The organism is Oceanobacillus sojae (genome assembly GCF_007991515.1).
In the GTDB taxonomy this organism is placed as follows: domain Bacteria; phylum Bacillota; class Bacilli; order Bacillales; family Amphibacillaceae; genus Oceanobacillus; species Oceanobacillus sojae.
Window position 1 is genome coordinate 167,437 of sequence record NZ_BJYM01000006.1, and the last position, 17,978, is coordinate 185,414.

The following is a 17,978-nucleotide window of genomic DNA, read 5'->3' on the forward strand; positions in this document are numbered from 1 at the left end:
TAAATATGAGATTTTTAGAAGAAAGTATTGTAAAAGTTGGGGTGGAAGTTTCTAATGCATATGAAGCGATTGAGGCTGCTGGAAACCTCTTAGCAGAGGATGCATTAATAGAAGAATCCTATATTGAAGCGATGAAAAATGCATATAAAGAAAATGGAGCATATTTTGTTTTGGCTCCACATATCGCTATTCCGCATGCGAGACCCGAGGACGGAGTAAAGGAAGCTTCTGTTTCTCTTGTGCAATTAAAGAATCCGGTTGAATTTGGGCATTCTTTCAATGATCCGGTCCGGCTTGTATTTGGTTTAGGTGCATCATCCAGTGATGAGCATTTAACGCTGCTTCGGAAGCTTACAATGCTTCTTAATGATTCCGTAAATGTAGAAAAATTAATTAATGCAACAACGTATGAAGAAATAAAAAAAATAGTAGAAATGGAGAGATGAATGATGTTAAAGGTATTAGCAGTTTGCGGGTTGGGACAGGGAACAAGTTTGATTCTAAAAATGAATGTAGAGCAGGCGTTGGCAGATAGAGGAATCGATGCTGATGTGGAACATACGGACGTTTCCTCTGCATCCAATATGGGAGCAGATTATATCATTACTGGTAATGAATTGGCAGAGAGCTTGACAGATCACCAGGCGAAAATTCTTATTGTAAATAACTATTTTGATATGGAAGAAATCAATAAAGTGATTGATGAAAATCTGGTGAACTAACCAAATTAGGAGGGGATTACAATGGATGTGATTTTCTGGATTGCAACAAATATTTTTGGACAGGCAGCAATTTTGTTGGGATTTATCGTTCTTTTAGGATTACTTTTACAGAAAAAAAGCACCAGTCAGGTAATTAGCGGTACGTTTAAAGCAATCATCGGATTTTTGATTATCTCCGCTGGAGCTGGCGTTATTACCGGTGCGTTGACGGTATTTGAACCATTATGGAAGGAAGTATTTAATTTATCAGAAGAACCGCTCGGGAGCTTTATGGGACAGGAAGTATTTAACGCAAGGTATGGAAGTGCAGTTACTTTGGCAATGACACTAGGATTTGTAATAAATGTTCTCTTAGCCAGATTTACGAAGTTGAAATACATTTATTTGACTGGCCATATGATGTTTTGGACGACGACCATTTTCGCAGGAATTGTGATTCAAACAGCAGGGGATGTTTCCTTTATTAAGCTGGTCATCTTCCTGGCGATTATTATGGGATTATACTGGACCATCCAGCCTGCATTAACACAACCATTCATGCGGAAAATTATGGGCAACGATAATATTGCACTCGGTCACACGTCTGCTTCTGTTTCTTTATTAAGCGCTTTAGCAGGTAAGTATCTTGGCAACAAAGAAAATGATTCTGAAAAAATTAAACTGCCAAAAGGGTTAGAGTTTTTAAGAGATTCAAATGTTATCACAGCGTTGACAATGGGACTGTTATTTTTGGTCGGAGCAATTATTATTTCGTTTAAAGATACGCCGGGAGCACAAGAACTGGTAGCAGCTGCTGGAGAACAGAACTTTATTGTATATGCAATTATTCAATCCTTTACATTTGCAGCAGGAATTGCGGTTGTTCTTTTAGGGGTGCGTATGTTTATCGGAGAAATGGTTCCTGCTTTTAAAGGGATCGCAACAAAAATTGTGCCGGGTGCAAAGCCTGCATTGGACAGTCCGGTTGTCTTTCCCTTTGCACCGAATGCCGTTATTTTAGGATTCCTTGGAGCGTTTGTCGGAGCTTTAGTCTGGTTAGTTGTTTTAGGGAACACAGTTAGTTATGTATTCGTACCGACAATGATTGTGTTGTTCTTTCACTCCGCAACTGCTGGAGTATTCGGAAATGCAACAGGTGGTGTCAGAGGTGCCATTATGGGTGGATTTATTACAGCTACAGTCGTTGCATGGGGACAATTTATTATGGTAAAAATGCTTTTACCGGGTACTGTTCCAGATACGGCCATGTGGGCAGCGGATTCAGATATGTTTATATTGGGACCGATCATTCGACTTTTAGCACAGCTATTCTTCTAAAAGTGCGTGTTTAAAAAGTCCGATAAATAGGACCAAGAAGTTCAAGGCGAAATGGTTTTTACGAACGGAGCGTATGCTTTCAAATACGTGAGTATCGGAAAAACCATGTCAACGCAGAAATTCGATGTGTCATTTTTGTTGGACTTTTTGAACATCCTCTAAAATAATGGGAAATATTCAAACAAAAAATGATTAATTGGAGTGAGTCTAATGAGTTTTATCAGAACATTTCACGGTGATATGGATCCATCGAAATTAGGATTCACCTATTCACATGAACATATCGTCTGCCGGCCGCCGTACTGGATCGAGCAGAAAAAGGATGATTTGCTTCTGGATGATAAAGAGAAGTCAAAGCTTGATGTCCTGGATTTTCAAAAGCTTGGCGGGCAGGCAATTGTGGATGCGACTGCTGTAGATTATGGACGTGATATTCAAGCAGTGAAAGAAATTGCGGAAGAGACAGGGATTACGATTATTGGTACCGCTGGATTTAATAAAAGCTTTCTCTGGGATGCGTCGATACCAGAGCATGTTAAAAAAGTGACAGGGGATTATGCGACGTATTATCAATGGATTGATGCAAAATCGGTTAATGAGCTGGCTGATTTTGTCATTCGTGAAATAGAAGAAGGATTAGAAGGTACTGGAATAAGAGGAGGACAGGTGAAATTTGGAACCGGTTATAATCGAATTACCCCTTTGGAAGAAAAAACATTGCGCGCAGTTTCTATTGCACATCATGAAACAAAAGCACCAATGCATTCCCATACAGAAGCCGGGACGATGGGGCTTGAACAAATAGAGCTGCTGCAAAAGGAAAACGTAAACCTGGAATATATGAGCTTCGGACATATGGATCGTAATCCGGACCCTTACTATCATGAGCAAATAGCACAAACAGGTGCATATCTTTCCTTTGACGGCATTTCAAAAATTAAATATGCTCCGGAAAGTACACGTATTCAATGTATTTTAGAACTGGTCAAAAAAGGATATGAAGATCAGATTCTTGTCAGTGGGGATACAGCAAGAAAATCCTATTACAAGCACTATGACTATGGATTAGGATTGGAATATATTATTGGGAAATGGGTGCCGCGCTTTATTGATGAGGCATATAAAAATGGATTTGACGGTGAAAAATTAATCGATAAGTTCTTTATTGAAAATCCGGCACGTTGTTTTACATTTAAAAAATAGAGCATATAAACAATGCTGGTTTTAAGAGACCTATAAAAAAGCAGGAGGTGAAAAAATGGAATTCCAATATGAAAATTCTTTTGAGGTAAAGGGAAAAATCAATCAATCTAAAATTGCTATTTTACCGATTGGAGCAGTGGAGGCACATGGCCCACACTTGCCGCTGGGCACAGATAATATACTTGCTGAACGTTTGTCACGAAAAATAGCGGAACGTGTTAACGGGCTGGTGCTGCCCACATTACCTTATGGTCAGGTGTGGAGTCTGCGTAATTTTCCGGGGAGTATTAATATAAGTAATCACTCCCTTATCGCATTTCTGGTTGATATCGGAGAAAGTCTGTATAAACAAGGCTTTAAAACATTTGCAATGGTGAATGGGCACTTGGGAAATCAGACTGCTTTAAAAGAGGCAGCCCGTGAATTATATGAATCTTGTCCGGATTTACGTGTGTTCTATTTCTTTTATCCAGGTATGAATAAGGCTGCAGCTGAAATTCGTGATAAAAATGCTTCTCATAACACCTATTTCCATGCCGATGAGATAGAAACATCTTACATGCTTTATCTGGCTCCGGAATTCGTAAATATGGATAAAGCTCCAGAGGATACACCGGATATACCAATGCATGCTGATGCTACACCTACACCGTGGGAGGATTTCACAGAGACAGCGGTATTAGGAGATGCCAGTCTCGCAACGGAGGAAAAAGGAAAATATATAATCGATATTGCTTTAGAAAATATAATCAGCATTATGGAAAGCACAGGAGAGATGAAGCAGAGAGGAGAATTCTAATGATTCATCAGTATTTTAATCAAATTACAAATCTACTGGAAACGGTAGAAAAAGAAGAAAAGAAAGCAATGGCAGACGCAGCTGAAAAAGTTGCAGAAGCTATTCAAAATGGCGGAATTATTCATTTATTTGGCTGCGGGCATTCACATATTTTAACGGAGGAAGTCTATTATCGTGCCGGCGGACTGGTTCCTATCCATCCTATTTTTCATGAGCCGTTGATGCTTCATGAAGGTGCTGTCCGTTCATCAGATTTAGAAAGAAAAAATAATTACGCCAAGATTTTTATGGAGGAACAGGATATCCGTCCAGAGGACATTGTCATTATTCTTTCCACTTCTGGAAGAAACCCTGTACCAGTTGATGCAGCAAAAATGGCTAAAGATAAAGGTGCTTATGTTATCGGTGTTACTTCCATCGAATATGCGTCCAGCCAGCCTTCACGTCATGACAGTGGAGAGTATCTTTTTGATGCAGTGGACTTAGTTATTGATAATCATGCACCAATCGGAGATGCACTTCTGTCACATGAAAAAGTAAAAATAAAATTCTCACCAAGCTCTACTGTAATTGGTGCAGCTATATTAAATGCTGTTTTTGCAGCGTCTATCAAGACGATGGCAGAAAACAATTATGAACCTCCTATTTTCTTAAGTGGAAACCTGGAAGGGGCAGACGAGCATAACCAAACCCTGATTGACAAATATAGAGAACGGGTAAACCTTTAAAAATCCTATTTCCTTTATATTGGATTCAGCTAGAAATTCCGGCTATTCAATATAGAGGATTTTTTAATATCTAAAAAGCTTTGGAAATCGAAAATTAGTATTATTCCTTATTATTAGATAAAATAAATACAACACTAACGGCTTATTTTATCAGAAACAGGCGAGAAAACTCCCTCTTCAAGCGTATGAATGGTTATCACTCAGGCGGTAAGGGGAAATGAATAGCCTAAGGATAATAATGATTTTTTGCAAGCATTATTTTGGGGCAATAAACAGAACGAACGTTCCTTTGTGTGTTTCCATTTGATATAATGGATAGGAGGAGGTGAGAAGCCATGAAAGTAAAAAAAGCATTTCGTTTTCGTATCTACCCGAACACAAGCCAAATAATGCTTAACCACCAGACAATAGGCTGTGCTCACTTTGTCTATAACTATTTTACAGGAAAACAAAAAGAGAAAGACAGTTACTGGTATATGGTGAACGAAATGGTGCAAAACGGGCAGCTCCTTCAAAATAATTGGAAGGGCGGCTTTTTTCAGAAAAATACGTCTATCAAAGCGATTCCGGAATTAAAGAAGCATTACCCCTTCCTCAAAGAAGTCGATAGCATTGCCCTTCAAAAAGCCGTTGAAAACGTCAACGATTCTTATACACGTTATTACAAGAAACAGAACAAGGCACCTCGTTTTAAATCAAAGAAGAATCCTGTTCAATCGTATACTACTAAATATGTGAATGGAAATATCGAGGTACTGGGTAAACATATTAAACTGCCTAAGCTCGGACTTGTTCGTTTTGCAAAAAGACGGGAAGTGGAAGGACGTATTATGAATGCAACGATTCGGCGCAACCCTTCCGGCAAGTACTTTGTTTCGATTGTAGCCGAAACGGAAGTCAGGCACCATGGAAAGACAGGTTCTTCCGTAGGCATTGATGTTGGAGTAACCGATTTTGCAACCCTTTCTGATGGAACGGTGTATGAAAACCCAAGATTCTTCCGGACATTAGAAGAGAAACTGGTAAAAGCGCAGGTGATTCTGTCCAGAAGACAGGTAGGCTCAGCAAATTGGCAGAAACAAAAAAGAAAAGTAGCCCGGCTTTACGAAAAAATTTCTAATAAAAGAAAAGACATGTTAGATAAGATCTCCACCGAGATAGTTAAAAACCACGATATTATAGGTTTGGAAGATTTGTCTGTGAAAAACATGTTAAAAAATCGAAATCTTTCGAAATCCATTAGCGACGTATCTTGGTCAGCATTCCGAACCATGTTGAAATATAAAGCAGCCTGGTATGGAAAACAAGTGGTTACAGTTGCTAAAAACTATCCATCAAGCCAGCTTTGTTCCAATTGTGGACACCAAAACCAAGACGTTAAAAATCTCGCTTTGCGTGCATGGACATGTGACATCTGTCAATGTCATCATCAAAGAGACAAAAACGCAAGTATCAATCTTCGTAAGGAAGCATTGCGATTAACCGCAGGGACTGTGGAGATAGCTTAATCCATAACTGACCGATTGGTTGGTGTTCTTAGGAATCCCCCACTTCAAGCAACCATGAAGGTTGATAAGTGGGGATAGTTCAAATCAAACAATACATAAGGAGAATTAAATCATGATATCTAAATCTATCAAAGAAAAATTGAATGAAGAGTTAAATAAAACCTGTAAAGAATTAAAAATCCCCGGTATGGCACTTACTGTATATCAAGATGGTAATAGTATTTATGATAATTATTATGGATATAGAAATATGGAAGAAGAGCTTCCTGTTACAAAGAATACTATATTTGGGCTGGCTTCTATTACTAAATCTTTAACATGTCTTATGGTGATGAAGCTGGAGGAAGAGGGTAAATTAAATAGCACAGATAAAGTGATAGAATGGCTGCCCAATTTGAAATGGCCAAGGGAAGATTATGCGAAACAGCTGGAAATCAAACATCTTATGTCTCATACCAGCGGCTTGCCGGGATTACCTTCCATTCATAATGCCCGTATCAGAAGTATTATGAATGATCCGGATGGTGAATTTTTATTTGGAAAATGGCAGCCGGATGAGCAGGCTATCATACAAACTGTGGATGAATTGATTGAACAAATAAGCAATATGGATTTCGAATTGCTTGGTCCTCCTGGAAAAGTATTTAATTATTCCAATGAAGGCTTCGGGATGCTGCAAAAAATAATTGAATTGGCAAGCGGCATACCTTTTATCAAATATGTGGAAGAAAAATTATTTTTCCCGCTCGATGTGCAAGATTCCTTTTTCCTTACTGAGTCCATTGCAAATAAAGAAAATGTAACGGAATTATATGCCTATAAAGAAAAACAATCAGGTGTTTTTCACTCGCCAGCCTGGTGGGACGTAGGTGATATTTATACAAATGGATCATGGAAAACATCTGCCGAAGATTTAATGAAATTTGTAGAGCTGCTGCGTTTAAATGGCGATTTCTACGGCAAAAAGATTATATCAGAGAATATGATCAAAAAAATGACTTCATCTGCTTTTAGTTTGCCTAATGGCGGGGATTATGGCTATGGAATTGAAATAAATTCTATTGGAGAACACACCCGGTTTGGACATGGAGGCAGTGTAAAGGGGGTATCTTCTAATTTTCAAGTTATCGGAGAAAAAGGAATATCAGCTTCCATTTTGATTAATATGGCTGATGTCCCGGCAGAAAAAATATTAGTTTCTGTATTAAATACTATTTTAGAAATACCGGCTGCGGATCTCTTCAACAAAAGTCAGATGCTCTCTAATAAATCTTTGGATTTAAGTATCTTTTCTGGATTATATAAATCAGGAGAAGGAAATAAGGCTTTGGTATCTATACAAAATAATTTGCTTTACTTAAATCGAAATGAGCTTGCTACTTGCTTTTACCCGATATCTGAAAGTGATTTTATAGCTGAAACAGGAGAGAGGATTTATTTTTCAAGGAACGGAGATAATGTTACTTCTGTTCTTATTGGGAAGAGAGTACTGGAGAAAGTGGGATAAAGAATAGAAATAGGTGAAAAAACCATGGATTTTCATTCAGCAGATTTGAAAATTCATGGTTTTGTGAGTGGAGTATGATTATGTTATATAAGTAATATTCTGACTGTAAAATTTTTGTTTACAAAAAATAAGAACGGGGAATGGTAATTGAAAGAAGAAGTGAGGAGGTCAGAAGATGCTTTGGACGATTATAGTTATTATTTTAGTTTTATGGCTGCTGGGTTTTATTGGAGATGTAGCCGGAAATCTTGTGCATATATTATTGGTTGTGGCTTTAGTCATACTGATTGTTAAGCTTTTGACTGGCCGGAAGCCTTAGATAAGCTTGATAAAATTTTTAAAAATGAAAAGATAAAATTGCAGGAGCCCATCATATTGATTTTAATATGATGGGCTCCTGTATATAAGAAAGTAAATTAATATGATAATGAACAAGTATATCTTTCATTTAAAGCTTATTTTGATTTAAAAAGACTTACAGGGTCTGCTGGAATCTCATTTGATATCCAGTCTTTTGTGACCGCTTCTTGTAAAGATATCGAAACTTCTAAACGCCAAATTTATAGGAATACATTTATCTATAAATTTAAATTAACTGTTTCTGGATATTACATATGATTTAAGAAAGAGAGACAGGATGAATAAAATAAATTTACTAAAAGAAAGAGTATTTGAAGTGATTTGGAACAATAACAGTTTACTCCATATCAGTATTGATAAAGCAGCGTTTTATAGAATATTCTTTTGTAAGAAAACTTCCCCCTTTCTTTATTCTAGATTCCTTATAAAACAACACTGACAGGTTATAAATAAATATATATTCCCAAAGGTAATAATATATTAGTTCCATAGATTTAAAATCGTTATAAACATTATAACGTTATTTACTATGATTTGTTTGTATGGTATATTGTTCACTGAGAGAAAAGAATGCGTTTTCAAAAAATAGGAGGTATTTTTTATGAATATTTTGTTATGTTGTTCAGCAGGGATGTCCACCAGTCTGCTTGTTACAAAAATGAAGAAGGCTGCGGAAGAGCAGGGAAAGGAAGCCACTATTAACGCTGTTTCGGCTTCGGAAGTTCGTAATTATGTTGGAGAGGCTGACGTCATTTTACTTGGACCACAGATTCGTTATATGCTTCAGGATATGAAAAAAATAGGTGAGGAATATAATATTCCGGTTGCTACAATTGACCAAAGAGATTATGGTATGGTTAAAGGGAGTGCAGTGTTAGATCATGCTCAAAAATTAATCGATGAGGGCATTGAATCATGACAAAAGAAGAGCTTTATGAACAGTCTTTTATGTTGATTATGCACAGCGGTAATGCTCGCAGCAGTGCAATAGAAGCCATTCAATCTATTAAACAGATGAATCCAGATGAGTGTGAAGCAAAGCTGAAAGAAGCAGATGAAGAGTTTGTAAAAGCACATCATATCCAGACAGAATTGATTCAAAAAGAAGCAGAAGGAGAAACATTTGAAATTCCAATTATTTTTATTCATGCGCAGGATCACCTGATGAATGCGATGACTACGGTTGAGCTTGCCAAAGAGATTATTGATGTGCATAAAGAAAAGCAAATCTCCAGATAAGAATATTTTTTTAATTATAAACATTATAACGTTATTATGTTAAAGGAGTTAAATATTTATGAATAAATTTATGGGTTTTCTGGAAGAAAAGGTACTGCCCACAACACATAAGATTGCTTCACAGAGACATTTACTTGCAATTCGTAACGGGGTGCTCTCCACACTGCCCCTGACTATTATCGGCTCTTTCTTTGTTATACTGCTGAATTTTCCCATCGAGGGCTATGCAGATTTTATCGCGCCTTATCGTGAAGTACTGGACATCCCATTTCGTTTCACTGTAGGAGCAATGGGGCTGTATGCAAGTTTTGGGGTAGCCTACGCGCTGGCAGGACATTATAAAATTGATCAGCTTAGTTCAGGCTTGCTTGCAGTATTAGCTTTTCTGCTTACATCAGTTGTTCCGGTAAATGTAACAGAGAGTGTGGATGGTGTTATTGAAGCAGGACGCTGGTTAGATATCAGTTCCTTGAGTGCACAATCGCTATTTGGCGGGATTGTTACATCACTTTTAACGGTAGAGATATTTCGCTTTTTTATACAGCGTAATATTAAGATTAAGCTTCCAGATACTGTACCGCCGATGGTTGCAAATTCATTTTCAGCGCTTATTCCTGCGTTAGTTATTATCGTCCTTTTCTGGTTTGTCCGTCACATACTGAATTTTGATATCAACTATGTTATTACCTGGGCAGTTACACCGTTGAAAGACCTGCTTGTTGGTAATAGTCTGATAGGTGGAATGTTAACGGTATTCCTGATTGTGTTCTTCTGGACACTAGGTATTCATGGGCCAGCTATTTTAGGACCGGTTATTCGTCCGATGTGGGATGCAGCAATTTTAGAAAATATGGATACATATGCAGCGACAGGAGATGCAGCTAATCTTCCTACATTGTTTACAGAGCAGTTTATTCAATGGTTTGTCTGGATTGGAGGAGCTGGGTCAACACTGGCATTAGTTGTACTGTTTATGTTTTCCAAAGCAAAATATTTAAAGGAGCTGGGCAGGCTTTCATTTATACCGGGGCTTTTCAATATTAATGAACCCATTATTTTTGGAGCACCGATTGTAATGAACCCGTTGCTTGCAATTCCATTTATCATTGCTCCACTTGTAAATACCGTAATTGCTTACCTGTTCTTTACGTTTAACCTGATTCCAATGATAATGGCAAAGCTCCCATTTACCGTTCCATCACCAATTGCTGCTATTATCAGTACAGATTGGTCAATAATGGCCGGCATATTAGTTATTATTAATTTCACCGTTGCGCTGCTTATTTATTATCCATTCTTTAAGATGTTTGAAAAGCAGCAGCTTCAAACAGAAGAAGAATCACAAACATCATAAAAAGGGAGTGCTATCTTTGTTAGAAATTATTTTTGCAGCAGCAGCTTTTGTCGGGTCTCTTATTTATTTTAATAAAAAGCCATTAGAATCAAAATCTGTATGGAAAGCAATGGGGCTTTCTATTCTGATAATTCTTGCCGCCATTGTGTTTTTTGTTCTGACAAACAGCCGTTTTATGAGCATTATTATTGTACCAACAATTATATGCTCAGTCTATATCTCTACACTTTATCGAGAAATGCTGACACGTATACATAAACGCCAGCAGCAATTATTAAAACAAAGAGAGGGGTAATATATTATGCGTCGTTTAGGTGTCTCCATTTATCCTGAAAAATCGACTCCAGAGCAGGATAAAGATTATTTGAAGAAAGCGGCCTCTTATGGATTTAGCCGTGTATTTACCTGTCTGCTTTCTGTGCAAAAACCAAAAGAAGAAATCAAAGCAGACTTTATGGATATTATTTCATGTGCCAAGGGGTTACAAATGGAGGTTATCTTAGATGTTGCACCAGCAGTATTTAATCAGCTAGGTATCAGCTATGATGAACCAGACTTTTTCGCAGAGCTTGGCGCAGATGGAATTCGGCTTGATTTAGGTTTTGATGGGTTAAAAGAAGCACAGATGACTTACAATGATTACGGCTTGAAAATTGAATTAAATATGAGTAATGATGTTGCGTATTTGGAAAATATTATGACACATCAGCCAAATACTGCGAACTTAGTCGGCTGTCATAACTTCTACCCGCAAAAATATACGGGGCTTCCATATGAGTTTTTTATCAGCTGCTCCGAACGTTTTAAAAAATACAATTTACGTACAGCAGCTTTTGTAACATCAGAGCATGCAGAATTGGGGCCGTGGAATATTAATGATGGTCTGTGTACATTGGAAGAGCATCGGAATCTTCCAATTGATATACAGGCAAAGCATCTGTTTGCTACTGGGCTCATTGATGATGTCATTATTGGCAATGCGTATGCCAGCGATGAGGAATTAGAGCAGCTCGGAAAACTCAATCCAGCAAGACTTGAGCTCTCCGTAGAGCTTGAAAAAAATGTGTCCCTTATGGAGAAAACGATTATGTTTGAAGAAACGCATATACGCCGGGGCGATATCAGTGAGTATATGGTTCGATCTGTAGATGTTCGAAAAAAATATGCTTCTCGATCAGTAAAATCTGCAGCGACTCCAGCGCAAAAACGTGGAGATATATTCATAGGAAATGATTCTTTTGGAAAATATAAAGCAGAGCTTCAAGTGGTTTTAAAAGACATGCCTGCAGATGAACGTAAAAATAAAGTAGGGCATGTACGTAAGGAAGAGCTATTTTTACTAGATTATATTCGCCCTTGGGGCAGCTTTACTTTAAGAGAAATATAGAGAAACGCATAATGAACCTCTGTCGGGAAAATAGGCAGAGGTCCATTTGTATTCTGAAGAGAAGACAGTCATTTAAAACTTTCTATTCAGTCAAAATCCATAAATGATTTTCATAGAGAAAAGCTCCACGTTCTTCTGTTCACTAATTCAAATATGATATATTAAATAACAAAGAAAGGAGCGATAAACAATGGATTTAAAATTAAAAGGCAAAAAGGTATTGGTTTTAGCTTCAAGTAAAGGCATCGGCAGAGAAATTGCGAATAAGTATTCAGAAGAAGGCGCATCTGTTATTATTACCGGCAGAACGGAAGAAATTTAAAAAAAAACAGCGGATGAGATTTCAACTCAGACAGGCGGTGAAGTGATTCCATTCGTTACAGATGTTTCGAAAAAAGAAGATATCAACCGTCTATTTGCTTTTGTGAAAGAACACTTTGGTGTACTTGATGTACTGGTAAGTAATGCAGGTGGTCCACCAATTATTAACTTTGAAACCAGTGATGAGACAGCTTGGTATGATGCTTTTGAACTGACTTTAATGAGTTCTGTACGTGCAATAAAAGAAGCGATTCCTTTAATGAAGGAAAATGGACAAGGGAGAATTATATATATTGCCTCGAGTTCTATTAAAGAACCAATCAGCGAGCTGTTGCTTTCCAATATATTTAGAAGCGGTGTACAAGCACTTTGCAAATCGCTGGCAGAAGATTATGCAAAGGAACAGATATTAATCAATATCGTCGGGCCGGGCAAAATCGATACGGATAGATTGCGAAGCCTTGATAAGAAAAATGCAGAGAAGAGACAGGTTGAACTAAAGGATTGGCAAAATAATGTTCAGGCTTCTATTCCAATCGGCCGATATGGTACACCGGAAGAATTTGCAGAAGCTGCTGTCTTTTTAGGATCTTATCGAAATACGTATATTACTGGGCAGACACTGTTGATTGATGGCGGGTTTGTTAAGTCTTATTAGATTGGGTAAGTTCTAAAAATAAAATAGTACGATTTTAATGTAGAATAATTTGAATAAGAAATAGAAAATGATGTTAAAGAAGGGTGATAGATTCTTTATGAGAATTTGTTGCTCTTCTTTTTATATTCTAATCTCCAAAAAACAAACTAAAAAAAATGTTGACAAACTAAAAAAAATTAATTAGTATAACATTGTGAATATTCATAGATAGGAGCTCTTTAAAATGGAACATATTAACGAGGAAATTGATTTTTTGACGTCGACCGTAAAAGGTATTGCTAAACAGTTTGGCAGTGATTGTGAAGTTGTGCTTCTTGATTTAACGCAGCATGAGAAATATGGAAGCGGTTTAATTGTCCGGATTGAAAATGGCCATGTTACAGGCAGGAAAGTGGGGGATACAGGAACGAATTTAGGATTGGAAGTTTTGAGAGGAACGGATCAGGAAGGTGATAAACATAACTACCTGACAAAGACAAAAGACGGAAGAATGTTGAGATCAACTACAATGTACATCCGAAATAGTGAAGGAAAACCTATCGGATGTATATGTATTAATTTTGATATCACAAGTTTGATGATGGCTGAAACATCTATTAAGGAATTTACAGACCTGAATAAAATTAATACAGATGTAAAGGAAGTATTTGTGAATAACGTGAATGATGTATTAGCCCTTTTAATTCAAGAAGCTCAAAATCATGTAGGGAAGCCAGTCGCACATATGAGCAAAGAGGATAAGATGAAGGGGATAAAATATCTGGATGAAAAAGGGGCTTTTCTCATTCAGAAGTCAGGGGATAAAATCTGTGAATACTATGGAATCTCCAAATACACACTCTATAACTATTTAGATACAGTGCGTAGTACGCAAGGAATATAAAAGGAAATAACATGATTTGTTTCAAAATATATTAAAGGGGAGATTATCATGAAAGAAATTATTAATACAAGTCTGGCTCCAAAGCCGGGTGGACATTTTTCTCAAGCTACTAAAAAAAATAATACGGTGTATGTTGCAGGACAGGCACCGGTTGATATAAAAACTGGTAAGGTTCCAGAGACTATCGAAGAACAGACAAGAGTAGCACTTACCAATGTTAAGAATGTATTAGAAGCAGCAGGCGGCAGGTTGGAAGATGTGGTTAAAGTGAACACATATTTAACTAACTTAGATGATTTTGAAATCTATGACAAAGTCTATCAAGAGTTTTTCACAGATAACTTACCAGCCAGAACTACAATTGGATGTGATTTAAAAGGGATACCTTTAGAAATCGATGCTATTGCTGAATTGTAATAGCTTTAAGGAGTGGTAGAATTGAAACTGAAAAATAAGGTAGCTATTATAACTGGTGCTGGCCCTGGAGGAGGCATCGGTTATACGATAGCAACATCATTTCTGCAAGAGGGTGCGAAAGTATCAATAAATTACTTGGCTAGAAATATCGAGGAAAAAGAAGCGTTTAAAAAAGAAATGAACCAGTATGGAGACCGGGTAATCATAACAGAAGGAGATATTTCTAAAGAGGATATGGTGCAAACGCTAATTTCTAATACAATAGAAAACTATGGAAAAATTGATATTTTAGTTAATAGCGCAGGAATTTCTACACCCACACCCATTCATGAAATGGATGCGCTAACATGGAACCGTATGATAGAAGTGAATTTAACAAGTATCTTTCTAACAACAAGAGCAGCTGTTCCTTATATGATAGAAAATAAATTTGGGAGAATTATTAATATATCTTCACAGGTTGCTCAAAAAGGAAGTGTAGAACATAGCCATTATGCAGCTGCTAAAGCCGGGGTTATCGGCTTTACGAAGTCTGTAGCGCTGGAACTCGGGAAATATGGAATTACAGCAAACTGTATAGCTCCAGGTCCGGTTGAAACACAGCTGATGAATGAAGTAAGTGATGAATGGAAGGAAAACAAGCAAAAAGAATTAGTGATTCCTCGATTTGGAAAAGTAGAAGAAGTAGCTCCTACTGCTGTTTTTCTGGCTTCGGAACCAGATGGAAATATTTATACAGGCCAAACGCTTGGTCCGAATTGCGGAGATGTAATGCTCTAATGCTTAGAAGATAATTCAGAATGTTCAATTTATATAATGGAGGGATTGTCATGAAAGAAGAAAGAGTTTTAGTGGAAGGAAAAGAACCCAATAAAAATTTGTATAACTCTGATCTTGCTCCATTAACAGGTGAAAAGAAGAATTGGACCTGGTGGGCTTACGCTACAATTTGGATGGGGATTGTCCACAATATTGTTGCATGGGAGGTTGCAGCTCATTTAATGGTGGCAGGAATGAGTTTTTGGCAGGCATTTGCTTGTGTTGCCAGTGCTTATTTAGTTGCTTTTATTGCAATTGCATTTAATAGTTATTCAGGCTCAAAATATGGGGTTCCTTTCCCCGTATTAATCCGTGCCAGTTTTGGAACAAAAGGTGCGCAGATACCAGTATTTATTCGGGCTTGTCTAGGGATATTCTGGTTTGGAGTGCATATGTACATTGGCAGTATCGCTGTTAATGTAATTCTTGCATCTTCTTTTCCAGCGTGGGATAGCTTAGGGAACATCAATGTTTTAGGTCTTGGATTAAATGAATTTATTGCATTTGTTATCACTTTTTCATTACATGCAATTGTTATTACACATGGAATGGAACGAGTTAGAAAATTTGAAGCATGGGCAGGGCCGGTAATCATGGTTATTGCAGTTGGTTTAGTATTTTGGGCTGCAAATGTATCCGGTGGATTAGGTAATCTGGTTTCCATACCTTCAACCATTTCCAGTGAGGATTTCTGGCCTACGTTCTTTCTTGGAATGACAGCTTTACTAGGTACTGTAGCAACCCTTATCTTAAATATTTCTGATCTAACCAGATTTTCCAGATCACAAAAGGATCATATTGTAGGGCAAGGAATGGGAATGCCCACGATGTTTATCTTATTTTCACTCATGGCACTATTGACTACAGCAGGAACGATGTACGCATTTGATGAACCTGTAACAAATCCAATTTACGTTTTAGCTGGATTTGAAAACCCTTTCATAGTGATTGTTGGAGCACTTTCTATTTTAGTATCTACTTTATCGGTAAATGTTGCAACAAATGGGGTGGCAGTTGGATATGATTTAACTAATCTGGCTCCATCAAAATTAAATTTCCGTAAATCCGGTGCAATAGCTTTAACCATTGGTGCTATCTCTGCCCCTTGGCTTTGGTATGAAGAAGGTGGAGCGTTAGATGTAGTTTTGGGAGCAATCGGTGCAACAATGGCTCCAGTACTGGGGATTATGTTAATAGATTTCTTCATTATTCGTAAAATGAACTATAATCTTGCAAGCTTATTCCGTCATGACGGGATATATGGAGGATGGAATAGAAATGGTTTAATAGCTTTTATAGTAGGTGCTTTAGCTGCATATAGCGGATTAATCATTCCATCTATTAGTTATCTATATAATTATAACTGGTTTATTGGTGTAGGAGTAGCTGCTGTCACTTATCTTGCTTTAATGTGGTCAAAGAGAACTGCAGTAACAGATTCTAAAAAGAAGGACGCAGATAGTAAAGTTATTTAATAAGGATATGTTTAAAAAGAAAAAAGCATATGGAGGTTTGTATTTTGATAAGCAAAGAAAGATTAGAGCAAAGAATAGAATTACTAGCTCAAATTGGAAAAACCAAAGAAGGCGGAGTCAGCAGAATTGCTTTAACGAAAGAATATAGAGAAGGTCTGGAGTTAATTAGTGAATGGATGAAAGAAGCGGGATTAAATGTGAGACTGGACCAGGCTGGAAATTTAATTGGCAGAAAAGAAGGAGATGTTCCTGGCTTAAAGGCTGTTGCATTAGGCTCACATGTTGATTCTGTTGGAAACGGAGGAAAGTATGACGGTACGGTTGGTGTTATTGCTGGCATAGAAGTAGCACAGCATTTAAAAGAAGAAGGCATTTCTAATATGCGGCCTCTGGAAGTCATAGCTTTTTGCGAAGAGGAAGGTTCCAGATTCCAATCTGGAGGAGTATTTGGCAGCAGAGCGATGGCAGGCAAGCTAACAAAAGAAGACCTTAAAGTTACGGATAGTAATGGTGATTCCAGATATAAAATATTAAAAGATTTTGGTTTAGATGCAGATAATATTGATAAGGCAGTAAGGAAGAATACAGAGTTTGAATTATATCTGGAAATGCATGTGGAACAAGGGCCAATTTTGATTCGTGAGAAGGCTCCGGTTGGCATTGTAACAGCTATTACGGGTTTGTCATTAACAGAGGTAGTTTTTGAAGGAGAACCTAACCATGTTGGTGCTACGCCAATGGATTTACGCTACGATGCTTTATTAGGGGCCAGTGAAACAGCTTTGGCGGTAGAAGAAATTGTGAATAAATCTGGAGGGAATGCTGTGGGGACAGCAGCTACAATGGATGTTCAACCAAGCCAGGTAAATATTATTCCCGGCAGAGTTTCTACAGTTATTGACATTCGCGATACCGATTTAGAAAGCAGAGAAGCTATTCTCGATACGCTCGAAAAAAGAATTAAAGAAATCTGCGAACGCAGGAATTTACAATACACAATAACCAGTAAATTAAAAGCAAATCCTGCCAAATCAGCACCACATATTTTAGAGACGATGCGGAAAGAAAGCCAGGAGCTTGATATGAAGACGTTTGAAATGCCAAGCGGTGGTGGCCATGATGCACAATTAATGGCAGAAATTACGGACATGGGTATGATTTTTATCAGATCTGAAAATGGAAGTCATAATCCTAAAGAATTTGCAAAAGCAGAGGATATTACGTTAGGAACGAACCTGTTAGCAAATACTGCGATTCATTATATGAATAAATAAATTAGGA

The 17,978-nt window shown here is 37.4% G+C and carries 19 protein-coding genes and 1 pseudogene; all 20 read left to right on the forward strand.

Annotated features, from left to right (window positions below):
- Positions 1–5: 5 nt before the first annotated feature.
- The 20 genes and pseudogenes from OSO01_RS08915 (at position 6) to OSO01_RS09010 (ending at position 17,971) form a co-directional block, all read left to right on the forward strand.
- Positions 6–446: a PTS sugar transporter subunit IIA gene (locus OSO01_RS08915; protein ID WP_147210087.1), complete on the forward strand. Its 441-nt coding sequence runs from the start codon at positions 6–8 to the stop codon at positions 444–446.
- A 3-nt stretch (positions 447–449) separates the two neighbouring features.
- Entirely contained in the window at positions 450–722 is a 273-nt protein-coding gene (locus OSO01_RS08920; RefSeq protein WP_147210149.1) for a PTS sugar transporter subunit IIB, read from the forward strand.
- Positions 723–743: 21 nt separating this feature from the next.
- Positions 744–2,039 carry a PTS ascorbate transporter subunit IIC gene (gene ulaA / locus OSO01_RS08925; protein ID WP_147210088.1) on the forward strand — a complete coding sequence of 432 codons (1,296 nt, stop codon included), beginning with the start codon at positions 744–746 and terminating at the stop codon, positions 2,037–2,039.
- A gap of 210 nt (positions 2,040–2,249) precedes the next feature.
- Entirely contained in the window at positions 2,250–3,242 is a 993-nt protein-coding gene (locus OSO01_RS08930) for a phosphotriesterase family protein (protein ID WP_147210089.1), read from the forward strand.
- Between the two features lie 55 nt (positions 3,243–3,297).
- The gene (locus OSO01_RS08935) at positions 3,298–4,041 is read left to right on the forward strand and encodes a creatininase family protein (protein ID WP_147210090.1); all 744 of its coding nucleotides are present in this window, start codon (positions 3,298–3,300) and stop codon (positions 4,039–4,041) included.
- On the forward strand, positions 4,041–4,769 hold the full coding sequence (locus OSO01_RS08940) for an SIS domain-containing protein (protein ID WP_147210091.1): 729 nt from the start codon (positions 4,041–4,043) through the stop codon (positions 4,767–4,769). The genes OSO01_RS08935 and OSO01_RS08940 overlap by 1 nt, the downstream gene beginning before the upstream one ends.
- 335 nt (positions 4,770–5,104) lie before the next feature.
- A complete protein-coding gene (gene tnpB, locus OSO01_RS08945; RefSeq protein WP_147210092.1) occupies positions 5,105–6,277 on the forward strand; it encodes an IS200/IS605 family element RNA-guided endonuclease TnpB in 1,173 nt (390 codons plus the stop codon).
- Between the two features lie 112 nt (positions 6,278–6,389).
- Entirely contained in the window at positions 6,390–7,784 is a 1,395-nt protein-coding gene (locus tag OSO01_RS08950; protein WP_147210093.1) for a serine hydrolase domain-containing protein, read from the forward strand.
- Positions 7,785–7,959: 175 nt separating this feature from the next.
- A complete protein-coding gene (locus OSO01_RS08955; RefSeq protein WP_147210094.1) occupies positions 7,960–8,103 on the forward strand; it encodes a lmo0937 family membrane protein in 144 nt (47 codons plus the stop codon).
- A 642-nt stretch (positions 8,104–8,745) separates the two neighbouring features.
- A complete protein-coding gene (locus tag OSO01_RS08960) occupies positions 8,746–9,063 on the forward strand; it encodes a PTS sugar transporter subunit IIB (RefSeq protein WP_147210095.1) in 318 nt (105 codons plus the stop codon).
- Positions 9,060–9,383, forward strand: a complete 324-nt coding sequence (locus tag OSO01_RS08965; protein WP_147210096.1) for a PTS sugar transporter subunit IIA — start codon at positions 9,060–9,062, stop codon at positions 9,381–9,383. Before OSO01_RS08960 ends, OSO01_RS08965 begins: the two co-directional genes overlap by 4 nt.
- Before the next feature lie 58 nt (positions 9,384–9,441).
- The gene (locus OSO01_RS08970) at positions 9,442–10,737 is read left to right on the forward strand and encodes a PTS sugar transporter subunit IIC (RefSeq protein WP_147210097.1); all 1,296 of its coding nucleotides are present in this window, start codon (positions 9,442–9,444) and stop codon (positions 10,735–10,737) included.
- A gap of 16 nt (positions 10,738–10,753) precedes the next feature.
- Positions 10,754–11,032: a hypothetical protein gene (locus OSO01_RS08975; protein WP_147210098.1), complete on the forward strand. Its 279-nt coding sequence runs from the start codon at positions 10,754–10,756 to the stop codon at positions 11,030–11,032.
- Between the two features lie 6 nt (positions 11,033–11,038).
- On the forward strand, positions 11,039–12,124 hold the full coding sequence (locus OSO01_RS08980) for a DUF871 domain-containing protein (protein ID WP_186813600.1): 1,086 nt from the start codon (positions 11,039–11,041) through the stop codon (positions 12,122–12,124).
- A 190-nt stretch (positions 12,125–12,314) separates the two neighbouring features.
- Positions 12,315–13,103: pseudogene (locus tag OSO01_RS08985) on the forward strand (SDR family oxidoreductase).
- Positions 13,104–13,326: 223 nt separating this feature from the next.
- Entirely contained in the window at positions 13,327–13,986 is a 660-nt protein-coding gene (locus tag OSO01_RS08990) for a helix-turn-helix transcriptional regulator (RefSeq protein ID WP_147210100.1), read from the forward strand.
- Positions 13,987–14,034: 48 nt separating this feature from the next.
- Positions 14,035–14,403: a RidA family protein gene (locus tag OSO01_RS08995; RefSeq protein WP_147210101.1), complete on the forward strand. Its 369-nt coding sequence runs from the start codon at positions 14,035–14,037 to the stop codon at positions 14,401–14,403.
- Positions 14,404–14,424: 21 nt separating this feature from the next.
- Positions 14,425–15,183, forward strand: a complete 759-nt coding sequence (locus OSO01_RS09000) for an SDR family NAD(P)-dependent oxidoreductase (RefSeq protein ID WP_147210102.1) — start codon at positions 14,425–14,427, stop codon at positions 15,181–15,183.
- Positions 15,184–15,233: 50 nt separating this feature from the next.
- Positions 15,234–16,697, forward strand: a complete 1,464-nt coding sequence (locus OSO01_RS09005) for an NCS1 family nucleobase:cation symporter-1 (RefSeq protein ID WP_186813601.1) — start codon at positions 15,234–15,236, stop codon at positions 16,695–16,697.
- A 44-nt stretch (positions 16,698–16,741) separates the two neighbouring features.
- Positions 16,742–17,971 (forward strand): M20 family metallo-hydrolase, encoded by a 1,230-nt coding sequence (locus OSO01_RS09010; RefSeq protein ID WP_186813602.1) that lies wholly within the window; start codon positions 16,742–16,744, stop codon positions 17,969–17,971.
- The last annotated feature ends 7 nt before the right edge of the window (positions 17,972–17,978 follow it).